Source organism: Leptothoe kymatousa TAU-MAC 1615, assembly GCF_018739865.1.
GTDB lineage: Bacteria > Cyanobacteriota > Cyanobacteriia > Phormidesmidales > Phormidesmidaceae > Leptothoe > Leptothoe kymatousa.
In genome coordinates this window covers 479,623-493,261 of record NZ_JADOER010000004.1, presented here as the reverse complement: position 1 = coordinate 493,261, position 13,639 = coordinate 479,623, and the positions used below count along the sequence as shown (strand labels likewise).

The window sequence follows — 13,639 nt, the reverse complement described above, 5'->3', positions numbered from 1 at the left end:
CTATTGACAATCGACACAGCGTTTATAATGGCTACTCAAGGCATTATGAATAGTTGCCTCTTGCATTGAATGTAGAGTCTTGGATTTACAGCATGACAACGGGCCACTGTCCTGAATTATTAGCCCCCGCTGGCACCTGGGACTGTGCTAAGGCGGCGGTGGAAAATGGTGCCGATGCCATTTACTTTGGTTTGGATCGGTTTAATGCGAGGATGCGATCGCAAAACTTCACCGAAGCCGACCTGCCCGAACTCATGGCCTTTCTCCACAGCCGGGGGGTGAAGGGCTATGTCACCTTCAACACGCTTATTTTTCCCCAGGAACTGGCCGCCGCCGAACGCTATCTACGCACCATGATGGCCGCCGGTGTGGACGCTGCCATTGTGCAGGATGTGGGCATGTGTCGGCTGATCCGCCACCTGTCTGCCGACTTCCCCATCCATGGGTCCACCCAAATGACCGTCACCTCAGCCGCAGGGGTGGAATTTGCCCACAGTCTCGGGGCACAGCTCGTGGTGTTGGCGCGGGAATGTTCTCTCAAAGACATCGAGAAAATTCAACAACAAACAAAAGACATTGCCCTTCCCCTGGAAGTCTTTGTCCACGGGGCCTTATGCGTCGCCTACTCGGGGCAATGTCTCACCAGTGAAGCCCTCGGTGGCCGGTCGGCCAATCGGGGAGAATGCGCCCAGGCCTGCCGCATGACCTACGACATGAAGGTGGATGGAGAATTAATCGACCTAGGAGATAAACAATATCTGCTCAGCCCCCAGGATCTCTCCGGGTTGCCCGTTCTCCCCGATTTGATTAAATCGGGGGTGAGCTGCCTCAAAATAGAAGGGCGCCTCAAGGCCCCAGAATATGTGGCGAATGTGACCCGGGTGTACCGCCAAGCCTTAGATCGAGCCTGGCAAGAGAATGGCACAAACAGTGCGATAAAGAGTGGCACAAACAGTGCTATGAAAAGTGGCACAAAGAACGGTACAAACAGTGCGACAACGCCTACGCCAACAGAAAAATTGGCCTTAAAGCTGGGCAATCGCCCCATCTCCTATGAGCCCACAGCGGATGAACGCTATAACCTGGAAATGGCCTTTTCCCGCGGTCTATATACCGGCTGGTTTCGCGGCATTAATAACCAGGAACTGGTGCACGCCCGATTTGCCAAAAAGCGCGGGGTGTATTTGGGGGATGTGGAACGGGTTACCAAACACCAGGTGGAACTGAAGACAACCATTCCAGTCAAGGCTGGGGACGGCATTGTATTTGACTCCGGCCATCCAGATACGGATCAGGGGGGCCGCATCTACGGTGTAGAACAGCGGGGTCGCAATATTTGTTTGAGTTTTGGCAAACATAGTATGAATTTGCGCCGGGTGCAGCCGGGCCAGAAGGTATGGAAAACATCGGACCCTGAATTAGAGAAAACCCTGCGCCAAAGCTACAGGGTTGAACAACCTGCGGTGCAACAGCCCATTGATATTGAAGTCCATGGGGTGGCCGGGGAACCGGTGGTTGCGATCGCAACCGATCCCCAGGGCCACATCGCCCAAGCGGCCTCAGAAAAAGTCCTCGAAACCGCGCGTAACAAACCCCTCACAACAGAAAAACTACAGCAACAACTTGCCCGTTTAGGCAATACCCCATTCAAACTCGGCCAATTCACCAATCAGCTGGCGGATGGCTTGATTGTGCCCGTCAGCGAACTCAATCGTCTGCGACGGCAGCTAGTGGAGCAGCTCCTGGAACAACGGCAGCAGCCCAAGGTGTGGGCCATGGCCGTGGAGCGCTCCCATCGTGACTTGTTGCCCGATCCGGCCGAAACACCCTCAAACCCAGCCACGCTGGTGCCGCTGGTGCGCAATGGCGATCAGCTGCGGACGGTGCTGCAATGTGGCCTCACCACCGTCTACTGCGAATTAGAAAATCCAGTGCACTATCGAGCGGCCGTCGCCCTCACCCGCGAGCTCAACCCTAGGGCCAAACTCTATGTCGCCCCGCCGCGCATCACCAAACCCGGCGAGCAATATATCCTCAAACAGGTGCGCCAGTCCAATGCCGATGGGTACCTGGTGCGCAACTATGACCACCTGCAATTTTTCGCCGACCAGCCCTGCATTGGCGACTTTTCCTTAAATGTGGCCAACCCGATTACCGCTGCCTATTTCAAAACAGAGTTTGGTCTGGAAAAATTAACCGCCAGCTACGACTTGAATGTGGCCCAGCTGATGGACTTACTCACGTCGGCCCCGGCCAATTGGTTCGATATCACCATTCATCAACATATGCCCATGTTCCATATGGAGCACTGTGTGTTTTGTGCCTTTCTTTCTGAGGGCACTGACTTTACCAACTGTGGTCGCCCCTGTGAAAACCATGACGTAGTGCTGCGCGATCGCACAGGCACCGACCATGTGCTCCAGGCCGATGCCGGCTGTCGCAACACCCTATACAACGGTGTCGCCCAAACTGGAGCCGAATTTATCCCCCGTCTCATGGACCAAGGAGCCCGCCGCTTCCGCATTGATTTCCTCAACGAAAGTCCCACCCAAGTTCAGCAAATCTTGACCTGCTATCAACAGCTCCTAAACGGTGATATGACTGGGCATCAGCTATGGCGAACCCTCAAGCTATCCAGTCAGCTAGGCGTCACCCGCGGCACCCTAGAACGCCATTAATACGCCCGCACCGATCAACAACGCGGGCATTGCCCTCGAATGCATTCGTCAAATAAGCCGGTATTCAACCAAAGCCCGGCCCAAATTCCGCACCCAGTCCTTACCCCGCTCAAAAGTGTGATTTATATCACCGTATTTAGTGATTTCCATTGATACATTCAGGTTCATTTTAAGGGTTAAAAATAATACCTAAATCAGCATAAACACATACCCAAAACAACAAATAACCCCAGCATTACTGCCGGGGCGGGTTACACATAATTGGTTTTTCATAAGTGTCCTATGCGGACAATTACACTGTAATCAAATTTGGCTAGCCACACCATAAATCCCCTGTAAAACCACTTAAAGAATGGCTAAATAAAAATAATTTGTGACATAGATCACCCAATACATCGACTCAAATCAATGAATTTAGAACCTCTTTAAATAGATGCAAAAACATTAAAAACCAAACAAATAACCCCAGCATTACTGCCGGGGCTGATTACACATAATTGGTTTTTCATAAGGTGTGCCTTAAGCACATCCCTAATGTACTTATTTTTGGACTGATACGCCATAAACCCATGATAAATCTGCTTTAAGAATGACTAAAGGGATGGTTATAGCAACCCACTAAAAAACTAGATCCCTTACAGGAAAAAGAATACAGCACCTAAAGCTAAAACACATCAATTTTATTTTTTATAAAAAATTATTGGTACAACAGAGGTTTCTATCTCCATTCAAAATAAGTTTATTCATCTTTAAATCGGGATCAATTCAGTTGCCTGACACGGTTTAGATAGCGACCTATAAAAAACTACTCAATTACTGAAAAATAGTTTTCTAAACCCTAGAAACTATCCTGATTACCATCGAACGCTCTGTAGTAAGAACACTTTCACTTATTAATAGGAATTTTGCCAATAAATAACCCCAGCATGATTGCCGGGGTGGTTTACACATAAGGTGTTTATATAGATTGTGTTGCAAGAAAAAAACCAATGTAACCATTTTTGAAGTTTACTGTCGTGAATACACAGTAAAACCACTTAAAGAAAATCTAAAGAAAGTTAGTTATATCGTTTAGCGGAGATGGAAACCGCATTGCACAGCATCCATCTCCAGAACAAGATTTAGCCAAAGGTTCTACCGTTCCAACCCCACATGGCTCCTGCCGAATCGGCAAATTCAATGTAAGTGCGGTCTGGGGGAACCCCCAGGGCAGCTTGCACTTGGGCGCAAAACTCCTGGCTCATGGTTTTCGTTTTACTGCCCATGGTGCCAACGCTTTTGATTTCGATATAGCAGGTGGGATCGGTGCTGCCACCAAAGGTCATGGGGGTGCTGGGCTGAAATGCCGTCATCACATAGGATTCGGGTTTGCCAATGTGTTTTGCCAAGCTAGCCGATAGCTGCTTGAGCATATCTTCCACAGCACCTTTCGAAGGGGCATCAACCGATGTCTGTACCTTGATTAGAGGCATATGTATCTAGGGATAAACAACTGTTCTGATTGTCTAAATTTGTGGAGCCCTTTGCCAACGGAGGATATCCACACAAGTGAAGTCGGAATGAGGAAGGGGGAAAGGGCGAGCGTCCCTAACTTCGTACAACTTTGTCTTTCTTGCAGAGCCTTCCGAACTCTCGCTACTGGGGAAATTGCCAAATTTTAGGAGGGTGCGCCCCAAACTAGCCACCGTAGTTCCAGCCCGTTGTTGATAGCAGCAGGGCATCGCCTTCACGATGGATACCGGCACCAATAACTTCACCGATAAAGACGGTGTGGTCCCCATGTTCTACGGCACTGACGACGTTGCATTCCACATAGCCCAGGGTGTCTTGAATAATGGGACAACCGGTTTCGGGACCTGGGTAAAATTCAATTTCTTCGAATTTGTTGCCGACACGGCGTAGGGGCTTAAAGAAGTTTTGGGCCATGTCTTTTTGGCCATCTTCTAGCACGCTGAGGGCAAAGACGCCGCTGGCTTTGATCATGGCATGGGAGGTGGAGTCGGCCTTGACGCAGTTGACCACAAGGGGTGGGGAAAAGGAGGCTTGCATGACCCAGCTAGCGGTAAAACCGTTAACTTCTTCCCCGTCTTTGACACCACAGATGTAAAGCGCATGGGGAATCTTGCGCAGCATCGTTTTTTTGGCTTGTTCGTCCAGCATAGATTCAACCCTTTATGGTGTTTACAACGCTCTAGTGTAAACGAATTGAATTACGAGGAGAATTCAATTCTCCCTAAAGAACTGTCCAAATTTGATTAATACCCAGAATGGGAGTCTATTCAAAAGGATCGGCTTAAACATTTATTTCCAATGGAAATGACTAAAATTGAATCGTAGATAGCCTCGACGGGTGCATACTAGCCATCTTCCAAACCCATGAATGCGAGTCAGCAGTTTGAAGCTCAGGGCTACACCATTCTCAAGCAGTTCTTCCAGCCAGCAGAAATAGCACAAATTAGCAGCATCGTTGACCGCATCTATAACCAGTGGCGCACCGACAACCACCATGCATTAATCGAGCAACAGCTGATTAATATGCATTCCCTGACAGATCCCCAATACTTTCAACATCACCCAGCAGAACGGATTCGCTTTTTTAACCTGATCGCTTCGACAAAGCTTACCCGTGCATTAGAACAACTCTTTAGCACAGAGATTTATTTCCACAATACCCAACTCTTTTTTAATCCCCAGAGTCACCAAAAACGACCCTACTGGCACCGTGACCTGCAATATAGTCCCATAGACGACAACGTCCAAGCGGCTGAACAACACCAGATGCTCAGCCTCCATGTGCGCATTCCCTTGGTGGCTGAAAAAGGGGTAGAACTGATCCCCGGCACCCACAAACGATGGGATACGAACCTGGAACACAATGTCAGGCTAGAGCGCCAGGGCCACCGCAATGATGAACCGCTGCCAGACTCGGTTTTGGTTGAGCTACACCTTGGGGATGTGCTTATTTTCAACGCCCAGATGATCCATCGAGGCAACTATGCCCTCAACCATGAACGTAAGGCGCTAGACCTGTGCTTAGGCAAACCCCATCGACTCGTGGCAGGATTCTTGAATAGCAATGGCTTACCCAACGACCAAGAACTAGAGCACATTCACCAGACGCGCTGGTATACCTTAGCGAGAACCATTGCCGCCAGTACAGAATTAACCCCTGATTAACAGATGAACACGATGGCCCACTTTCCACCACAGCTACGCAATTTACCGAAGTTTGACGGCCCATTTGATGCCTATAGGCTCACGGCTGAAAACTGCGATGTGCTCTTTGCCAGCTACCCTGACGGCACTGACATTGCCCCCCACAGCCACGATACCGACAATGTTGGCGTGATCACCGCAGGGGAATTGATTTTAATTATGGACGGACAGGAGCATCGCTTTAAGCCGGGTGACTGGTACCATGTCCCCGCGAAGAAAGTCCATGCCGCCCGGTTTGAACAAGCGACATCGGAGATTGAATTCTGGTTTCAAGCACCCTAAGGCAGCGTCAAAGCTAATCTTGGATATTAGCCTTCACAAGCCACTAGACTTGCCAATAACATCCCCAACCTCTGAGACCCATGGCCCCCTACATTCCCCCTGCCTGTAGCTTTACCGATTATCTCGAAGCCGCCGCTGTTCTACACCAGGTAGCTCGCATTATCTATTTGGATGAGCATAACCAGCGACAGGAGGTCGAGGCTAAAATTCGCGATATCTATGCCGCAGAGGGCGCCGACTGGTGCAAGTTAGACAACGGCACCCTCATTCGCCTAGATCGCATTGAACAGTTTAATGACAACAAAAACGAAGGGGCCTGTGCAATTTAGTCCCACTACCCTAGAAACTGTTGCACCATTCCCATCATAAGCACGCCCGCTAGCAAACCTACGGGGCCTTGCCCATGGGGGGTTGTGAGCTTCACATTTGGCAATACCCCATGTAGCACTACAAATATCATGGCCCCAGCGGCCAAGGCCATACCCAGCGGCGCAATCGTGGCACCTACATCGGCCAGGGCCACACCTACCATGCCGCCTAAGGGCTCCAACCAACCAGAGATTGTTGCAAAAACAACGGCTACGGCGGCACCATAGCCCAGCTGGCGCAATGCGAGGGCAACCATCAGCCCCTCGGGCAAATTTTGCAAGGCGATACCAATGGCCACGGTGGCATCGTGGGTGGTCGCCACCCCTAGCCCCACGGCCAGCCCTTCTGGAAAGTGATGCAGTGCGATCGCTAAGACAAACAACCAAATGGAGCGCATTTGGGATGGCTCATCTAACGTAGGCTCAGGCAACAATGTTTCTAGGCCATAAAAGATCGCAGCCCCCAGCACCATCGCCATCGATAGGGTTAGCCCCTTCCCCCACCAGCTCATCGTATTGCCCATGAGGCCAAAGGCCGGCATCAGCAACGAAAAGGCAGCGGCCGACAGCATGACACCACTACCCACGCTGAGCAAAACGGCTTTCCAGCGATCGCTCAGCTGCGAAGTAAACACCACGGGCAGGGCCCCTAGACCAGTGCCCAGACTTGCCAATGCGCTTGACGCCACTCCATCGGCAGCGACATTAGACCAGGATTGGGAAAGGTGTTCCATAGCAAATGTCCAACTCATGGCTCAATCTTAACTCAAACTCATTATGAGTATGCGTGAGATTGATCACATAAACCGGGTGTCTGTCCCCACGGCCTCTAAACTATCTGTCCTAGGCAGGGTGGCACGTTTACCTAAGCAATTTCACTGAGGCAACATCAATCCTTTAAAACTCAAGCCTGCTTATGAAAAGACTGTGAATTATAGGTTTTCCCGGTAAAACGACGTACACGTAGCGGCAATAGTTACGCCTATTGTATTAATGTACCGAGTAATATTTGCTACACATACACATGGCTAACTCTACATCTCAGGCCATTATCCGTTTACCCAAGCGGTTAGACAGTTTCATTTCCCCCTTCTTTGCACAGGATCTAAAACAAAAGTTGCGTCCTGGCGTTACTGTCACCATCGATATGGCCAATACCCAGTTTATTGAACCTGCGACAGCCTCAGTCTTTTGGGATGGCGTACTACATTGCCAAAAAGAAGGCTGTACACTCGTGGCAAAAGGCATGAACCAGCAGGTCTCGCTAGTTTTAGAGAGATCCGGCCTGTTGCCCCATTTGCAGTAGAGCGTGGCTGGCCTTCAAGGCAATTTGGGGGCCAGCAGAGTACAACAAAATTGGGCGGCCCCCACAGCCACAATCATTTTCTATAGAATGCAGCCTAGTGATCTAGCAAGACTAACCCTCATCGTTAGCTTGGCCCGATCACTAGGTTCAATTGTCAGCAATTTTTTAGCCTCGCCCCATTCGCGGTCATCTAAGCACCACAGGCGATATTATAGGTAGTCGGAAAGAGTTGGTGCTGCGGTTGCGGGCTAAAGGCTTAGCTTCGCTAATCTTTAGCCTGAGGAAAGTCCGGGCTCCTGAAAGGTCAGGCTTGCTGGGTAACGCCCAGTGCGGGTGACCGTGAGGATAGTGCCACAGAAACATACCGCCGATGGGCAAAGGTACCGCTGTTCTACAGAGGTGCCTCTTGCCACAGGTAAGGGTGCAAAGGTGCGGTAAGAGCGCACCAGCAGCATCGAGAGGTGCTGGCTCGGTAAACCCCGGCCAGGAGCAAGGTCGCAGGGGCAATTGGTTGACCTTTTTCCAGCCCCGTTTTTGGTGTACCGCTAGAGGCAGTTGGTAACAGCTGTCCCAGATAGATAACCGCCCGTTGATGGTGACATCAGCGAGAACAGAACCCGGCTTACGGCCAACTCTTTCCTTACTGTTGCTGATTTGGGGCTGCTGATTTGGGGTATGCAAATCGGTCTATCAGGCGCGCACTCATCCCTAGCGAATCAGTCCTTATGGGGATCGGCAACGCGTCTATTTATGATTATGAGGAGGGTGGGCAATTCCCACCGAATAGTGGTGCATGGCAACTGGCCAACGGGTAAATGGCAATAGGCAAATGGCAATGGAGGCGGATCCGCGACGAAGGCAAGAGTTGGCAGCGTTAATCGCTAATTTAGGCATATCAGAAAGTGCATCCATTCGCTGGGACTTGCTACATCAGGCGCTGGTAGATATTTCTCGATCCGCTGACCACAATAACGAGGTTTTAGAGTTTTTGGGCGATGCGGCTCTGCGACTGGCGGCGGCAGAATTTTTGCAAGAAACCCAGGCCCACATGTCCGTGGGAGATATGGCCGCTGTGCGCTCTCAGCTCGTCAGCGATCGCACCCTCGCCATCCTGGCCCGAGACCATAACTTCGACCGCTACCTGCAAATATCATCTAGTGCCGCTGGGGATCGGGCCGGACGCAGTTCCCGTTTAGCGGATGCCTTTGAAGCGGTGCTGGGAGCGCTTTACCTGAGCACCCACGACTTGAGCATGATTCGCCCCTGGCTAGATATCCATTTTGAACGGCTCACCCACACCATCAAAAACGACCCCGCCCGCCAAAACTATAAGGCCGCCCTACAGGAACTAACCCAGGCCCACAGCAAACAATTGCCCAACTATACCGTCTCAGAAATTAGCCAGAGCCATGGCGATCCAGAGCGGTTTTATGCCCAGGTGGAATATCAGGGCAAACTGTGGGGAGATGGCAAAGGACCATCGATTAAACAAGCTGAACAGCGTGCCGCCCAGGAAGCCTATCAACAGCTAGAACCACTCATTACTCCAGGGTAGGCAGCGGGGAAACGCCTTAGAGGAATAAACAGGATGGAGCCAAAAACCGAGCAAATTCAGCTGGCACTCATGGGGGTGGGTCGCTGGGGCACCCATCTGCTGCGCAATTTTTTGGCCCATCCTCAAATTCAGGTGCGGGCCATTGTCGATCCTCGGCCCCAGCAGCGAGCGGCCATCGCTGAAAAATTCAACCTAGATCAATCCATTGCCCTGCTGGACCATTGGCAAGAGGCCCTCAGCCTTGACGGGTTAACGGCCATCGCCGTGGCCACCCCCGCCACCACCCACGAGGCCATTGTGACGGCGGCCCTGGAACGGCAGCTCCATGTGCTGTGCGAAAAACCCCTCACCCTCACCGGGGCAACGTCTAGCAAACTATGTCAGCTGGCCCAGCAACAAAATCGCCAGCTATTTATCGACCACACCTATCTGTTTCATCCCGCCGTCATCACGGCTAAAAATCATCTGGACCAGCTAGCAACGCCCCGCTACGGCTATGCCTCTCGCACGAATTTAGGACCAGTCCGCCATGATGTGGATGCCCTCTGGGATCTAGCCATCCATGACATTGCTATTTTTAACCATTGGCTCGGGGACAGTCCCACTCGGGTGCAGGCCCATGGGTTGCAATGGTTGCAACGGCCCCAGGCCTTAGCCGATGTGGTGTGGTGTCGCCTGCACTATGCCAGCGGATTTGAAGCCACCATCCATGTGTCCTGGGCCAATACCCACAAGCAGCGACAGGTTTCGATGGTGTGCGATCGCGGCAGCCTGATCTTTGATGAAATGCAAGCCAGCTCCCCCCTCACCCTCCAGCGGGGTCACCCCGCCCCAGAAACGTTTCACCCCCAGAATCTAGAGACCGTTTCCCTGGCAGTTCCCGACCAAGAACCCCTGGCCACCATGTGTCAGCACTTCGTCAATAGCACCCTCACCAATCAGCCCTGCCCCATTTCCTCAGGCCATGTGGGCACCCAACTGGTGGCCGTTTTAGAAGCACTATCCCAATCCTTAGGGCAGCAAGGCAGCTGGATTGACCTGAATCAATAACGACAGCAGCGGCTACACTAGCCTTCGGCCTGCTGGGAAACCAACACCGGAACTTCCCCATCCCCGTTGTCAGCATCCACTCCGGTCACATCAGGATTGGCCAACAGCGGCAAACTCAAGGTCACGGACGTTCCCTGGTCTTCTCCAGCACTGTAGAGGGTAATATTGCCCTCCATCAGCTTCATAAAATTCTTGGAAATCGCCAGTCCTAGCCCCGTACCCTCGTAGCTGCGGGTGCGGCTGCCATCCACCATCACAAAGGGATGGAACAGCTTTTTTTGATCCTTAGGGTCAATGCCAATGCCCGTATCAGCAATGGTCACACTGACTCGCGGTGCCGGTATCGGCGGTGATTCCTCCGTCTCTTCCCCAGCCTGGACCACCTCCACCGTGGCCGTAATGCTGCCCTCGTGGGTGAACTTAATGGCGTTGTACACAATGTTCAGCAGCACCTGCTTGAGCTTATCCGCATCACCTTTCACCCAGGTTTCCTGGGTATGCTCAGGGCGATGCAGTGTGAGGCCCTTTTGCTGAATCTGCAGCCCCTGCATATCCAAGACATCTTGGACGATCTTATCCAGATTAACGGTCTCTAAATCGAGACTGACCGTACCCGACTCAATTTTGGCAATATCCAAAATATCGTTAATGATTTTCAGCAGGTGAATGGCCGCATTATCGGCTCGCTCAAGAAATTCCAGTTCCTCTTCACGGTCATCGCAGGAGCCATCGCGCACTAGCCGAATACAGCCAAGGATCGCGTTCAAAGGAGTGCGGAGCTCGTGGGAGGTGGTGGCCAAAAACTCATTCTTGAGCTGGTTAGCCATTTGGGCATTTTCCCAAGCCTGGCGCAGTTCCTGAGCGCCGCCTTCCAAACGCCGCAGCATCCGCTCTAGCACCTTGCCCAAATAGTCCAATTCCCAAATATTGTGGGTGGTGGGGGCCGTTTTCACCTCAGACGATAGATCTTGCACCTGCTGGGTGTAATGGATCAAGCGTTCCACCGGTAAAGACAAACTACGGGCCACATAGAGCGCCAGCAACGCATTGGCAGCCAATAGGCCCAGGGTAAGCAGCAGTAAAATAAATCGAATTTCACCCAGGGCGTGGAGCGCCTGATTAATGGGGGTCACCGCCAGCACATTCCAGGTTTGGGTTTGGGATGTGGAGACAGGCAGCTCAGCACCGCTATACCCCGCCAACCACTCATCGCCCCCCTCTAATAAACCAAACAGGTGCAGCGTATCCGCATTGCCTACCCGAATGCTGCTGATGATGCTCTCAAAGCGATCGCTACCGTGGAGATCGTCCACCGCTGAGAGACCCACCAGGTCAGGATTGGGATGGGTCACCACAATGCCATTGGGGTCAATGATGACCGTTTTACCCACCAAGGATCGGGGGTTGGTGTCTTCTAATTGGGTAAAGCCGAGCTGGGCCGATAGGGTATAGCGCAGCTCCCCCTCGGGATTGTAAATCGGGGCGGCCACAATCAAATCCAGCAGCGACGGGCGCATCCCCGGCTCTTCGTAGGTATCTCGGGTAAAGGTTGACCCACCCTCCCGGGGACTGTCTAGGTCCACTAAATAAAAGTCTGGATTGCCCGTTGGCTCTTGCTGCCACGGTAGTTGTAGGGGGGTGGGCAATAGCGGGGTGCTGCAGGTGGTGGAAATCACCGTTCCGGTTTCTGCCTCCGTTAGCTCCAGGCACACCACCGTGTGGGAAGCCACCTTAGAATACCGACTGAGGGCATCGGACACAGCATTGGTGTCTCCCACCTTCAGTGCCTGACTGTCGGCCAAAAGTAGCATTTCGGACTCCACCGCCCGAACGCTCTCCTGTAACCCAGTGGCCTTATTAATGGCACTGCTGGTTAAATTTTGCCGGGCCGTTTCTAGCAAGCTGCTACGGGCCTTGCGTAGGGTAATCGCCTGACCGATGAGTAGGATCGGTGTACTCAACAGCAAGATACGCAGTATCAATAACCGGCGAAATGAAAGGGGACGCTTAGCCATAAACCGCTAACAACTTAGGAAAACTGTCGTTAATTTCAACAGGAAACGGAAAACTGAATGGATGTAAAGGGCAGCCAATACCAACAAAAGTGATGCTGATATCGTCGAATGAATCCTAGGGCCGACTATAGGTTCGACCACACAATAGACCAATCGAAATTGAATCACACTCCTTCGATGTTATCCCTACGGGGAAACCACCATCTACCGATGTTCGCTTTAGCAATGACCGTAGTTCCGATCGTTGTGTTATCACTGATACCGGTATTAACACTCAACTAGTTTATCGACTGGTTTCACCTACCTACCGGCCACACCACCAAAAGTTGAAACATCACTTACATAGATGAAGCCTTGCCAAAGGTAATTTAATTCTATGGAAGTAGATATTTAGCAGGATTTCACACTAACTTCAGAACATGCCATCGCCCGCTTGCCTAGCTAGCTCCCAGGCCAAATCTCGGCCCTTTGCAACCGCTATTCTAGCCATGAGCGCTGATGGCAAAATTAGCGACGCCCATCGCACAGCCGCTCGGTTTCCTTCAGCAGCGGATAAACGGCACCTGGAAACCTGGGTGGCTGATGCCGATGCTACCTTATTCGGTGCCGCCACACTGCGGGCCTATGGCACCACAGCCTTGGTGAAAGATACATCCCTTTTGGCCATAAGACACCGGCAACAGCGGCCCCCCCAACCGATTCACATTGTCTGTTCACCCTCCGGACAGCTGCCGCCGGACATTCCATTTTTTCGGCAACCGGTACCGCGATGGCTTTTGACAACCGCAGCTGGGAGTCAGGGATGGCAAGGGCAACAGCAGTTTGAACGGGTGTGGACTGCCCCCCACCAGGGGACCGAGGAGCGCTTCCATTGGCCCACCATTTTTGCTGAGCTAAAAACCCGACGGATCCATCATCTGCTAATTATGGGCGGCGGGCAGCTAGTGGCCGACCTGATGGCCCATGATCTGATCGATGAGCTGCGGTTAACCATTTGCCCACTTATTATTGGCGGGCAAACAGCGCCTACCCCCTGCGATGGTTCGGGGTTTTCGCTGCAAGACGCCCCGCGATTGACCTTAGTTGGGCACAAAACCATCGACGATGAGGTGTTTCTGCATTACCGTAGACAACGCGCTACATTACCGTAGTGAACCAATAGGCTAGCC

12 protein-coding genes and 1 other RNA gene are annotated in these 13,639 nt (G+C 51.9%); 9 read left to right on the top strand and 4 right to left on the bottom strand.

Annotated features, from left to right (window positions below; genetic code table 11):
* Positions 1-92: 92 nt before the first annotated feature.
* Entirely contained in the window at positions 93-2,678 is a 2,586-nt protein-coding gene (locus tag IXB28_RS04580) for a U32 family peptidase (RefSeq protein WP_215617356.1), read from the top strand.
* Between the two features lie 1,121 nt (positions 2,679-3,799).
* On the opposite strand, the gene IXB28_RS04575 is transcribed toward IXB28_RS04580, so the two are convergent.
* Positions 3,800-4,150, bottom strand: a complete 351-nt coding sequence (locus IXB28_RS04575; RefSeq protein WP_215617355.1) for a phenylpyruvate tautomerase MIF-related protein — start codon at positions 4,148-4,150, stop codon at positions 3,800-3,802.
* Positions 4,151-4,355: 205 nt separating this feature from the next.
* Positions 4,356-4,838 (bottom strand): flavin reductase family protein, encoded by a 483-nt coding sequence (locus IXB28_RS04570; RefSeq protein WP_215617354.1) that lies wholly within the window; start codon positions 4,836-4,838, stop codon positions 4,356-4,358.
* A gap of 216 nt (positions 4,839-5,054) precedes the next feature.
* Between IXB28_RS04570 and IXB28_RS04565 the strand changes: the two genes are divergently transcribed.
* The 3 genes from IXB28_RS04565 (at position 5,055) to IXB28_RS04555 (ending at position 6,505) form a co-directional block, all read left to right on the top strand.
* Positions 5,055-5,855 carry a phytanoyl-CoA dioxygenase family protein gene (locus IXB28_RS04565; RefSeq protein ID WP_215617353.1) on the top strand — a complete coding sequence of 267 codons (801 nt, stop codon included), beginning with the start codon at positions 5,055-5,057 and terminating at the stop codon, positions 5,853-5,855.
* Positions 5,856-5,867: 12 nt separating this feature from the next.
* Positions 5,868-6,176: a cupin domain-containing protein gene (locus IXB28_RS04560; protein ID WP_215617352.1), complete on the top strand. Its 309-nt coding sequence runs from the start codon at positions 5,868-5,870 to the stop codon at positions 6,174-6,176.
* Between the two features lie 80 nt (positions 6,177-6,256).
* Positions 6,257-6,505 carry a hypothetical protein gene (locus tag IXB28_RS04555; protein WP_215617351.1) on the top strand — a complete coding sequence of 83 codons (249 nt, stop codon included), beginning with the start codon at positions 6,257-6,259 and terminating at the stop codon, positions 6,503-6,505.
* 5 nt (positions 6,506-6,510) lie between these two features.
* On the opposite strand, the gene IXB28_RS04550 is transcribed toward IXB28_RS04555, so the two are convergent.
* Positions 6,511-7,278 (bottom strand): ZIP family metal transporter, encoded by a 768-nt coding sequence (locus IXB28_RS04550; protein ID WP_215617350.1) that lies wholly within the window; start codon positions 7,276-7,278, stop codon positions 6,511-6,513.
* A gap of 290 nt (positions 7,279-7,568) precedes the next feature.
* Here IXB28_RS04550 and IXB28_RS04545 point away from each other — a divergent pair, with 290 nt between their 5' ends.
* The 4 genes from IXB28_RS04545 (at position 7,569) to IXB28_RS04530 (ending at position 10,455) form a co-directional block, all read left to right on the top strand.
* Positions 7,569-7,850 (top strand): STAS domain-containing protein, encoded by a 282-nt coding sequence (locus tag IXB28_RS04545; RefSeq protein ID WP_215617349.1) that lies wholly within the window; start codon positions 7,569-7,571, stop codon positions 7,848-7,850.
* A 224-nt stretch (positions 7,851-8,074) separates the two neighbouring features.
* Positions 8,075-8,491: RNase P RNA component class A (gene rnpB, locus IXB28_RS04540), an RNA gene on the top strand.
* Positions 8,492-8,643: 152 nt separating this feature from the next.
* Positions 8,644-9,405, top strand: a complete 762-nt coding sequence (gene rnc, locus IXB28_RS04535) for a ribonuclease III (RefSeq protein WP_215617348.1) — start codon at positions 8,644-8,646, stop codon at positions 9,403-9,405.
* 33 nt (positions 9,406-9,438) lie between these two features.
* A complete protein-coding gene (locus IXB28_RS04530) occupies positions 9,439-10,455 on the top strand; it encodes a Gfo/Idh/MocA family oxidoreductase (RefSeq protein WP_215617347.1) in 1,017 nt (338 codons plus the stop codon).
* A 17-nt stretch (positions 10,456-10,472) separates the two neighbouring features.
* Here the strand turns inward: IXB28_RS04530 and IXB28_RS04525 are convergent, their stop codons facing one another.
* Complete coding sequence (locus tag IXB28_RS04525; protein ID WP_215617346.1) at positions 10,473-12,470, bottom strand: sensor histidine kinase; 1,998 nt, start codon at positions 12,468-12,470, stop codon at positions 10,473-10,475.
* Between the two features lie 419 nt (positions 12,471-12,889).
* Between IXB28_RS04525 and IXB28_RS04520 the strand changes: the two genes are divergently transcribed.
* The gene (locus tag IXB28_RS04520) at positions 12,890-13,621 is read left to right on the top strand and encodes a RibD family protein (protein ID WP_215617345.1); all 732 of its coding nucleotides are present in this window, start codon (positions 12,890-12,892) and stop codon (positions 13,619-13,621) included.
* The last annotated feature ends 18 nt before the right edge of the window (positions 13,622-13,639 follow it).

Bases quoted from the DNA above. Each gene is read 5' to 3' on its own strand.
- IXB28_RS04580 (WP_215617356.1), top strand. From the start codon at position 93: ATGACAACGGGCCACTGTCCTGAATTATTAGCCCCCGCTGGCACCTGG.
- IXB28_RS04575 (WP_215617355.1), bottom strand. From the start codon at position 4,150: ATGCCTCTAATCAAGGTACAGACATCGGTTGATGCCCCTTCGAAAGGT.
- IXB28_RS04570 (WP_215617354.1), bottom strand. From the start codon at position 4,838: ATGCTGGACGAACAAGCCAAAAAAACGATGCTGCGCAAGATTCCCCAT.
- IXB28_RS04565 (WP_215617353.1), top strand. From the start codon at position 5,055: ATGAATGCGAGTCAGCAGTTTGAAGCTCAGGGCTACACCATTCTCAAG.
- IXB28_RS04560 (WP_215617352.1), top strand. From the start codon at position 5,868: ATGGCCCACTTTCCACCACAGCTACGCAATTTACCGAAGTTTGACGGC.
- IXB28_RS04555 (WP_215617351.1), top strand. From the start codon at position 6,257: ATGGCCCCCTACATTCCCCCTGCCTGTAGCTTTACCGATTATCTCGAA.
- IXB28_RS04550 (WP_215617350.1), bottom strand. From the start codon at position 7,278: ATGGAACACCTTTCCCAATCCTGGTCTAATGTCGCTGCCGATGGAGTG.
- IXB28_RS04545 (WP_215617349.1), top strand. From the start codon at position 7,569: ATGGCTAACTCTACATCTCAGGCCATTATCCGTTTACCCAAGCGGTTA.
- rnc (WP_215617348.1), top strand. From the start codon at position 8,644: ATGGCAACTGGCCAACGGGTAAATGGCAATAGGCAAATGGCAATGGAG.
- IXB28_RS04530 (WP_215617347.1), top strand. From the start codon at position 9,439: ATGGAGCCAAAAACCGAGCAAATTCAGCTGGCACTCATGGGGGTGGGT.
- IXB28_RS04525 (WP_215617346.1), bottom strand. From the start codon at position 12,470: ATGGCTAAGCGTCCCCTTTCATTTCGCCGGTTATTGATACTGCGTATC.
- IXB28_RS04520 (WP_215617345.1), top strand. From the start codon at position 12,890: ATGCCATCGCCCGCTTGCCTAGCTAGCTCCCAGGCCAAATCTCGGCCC.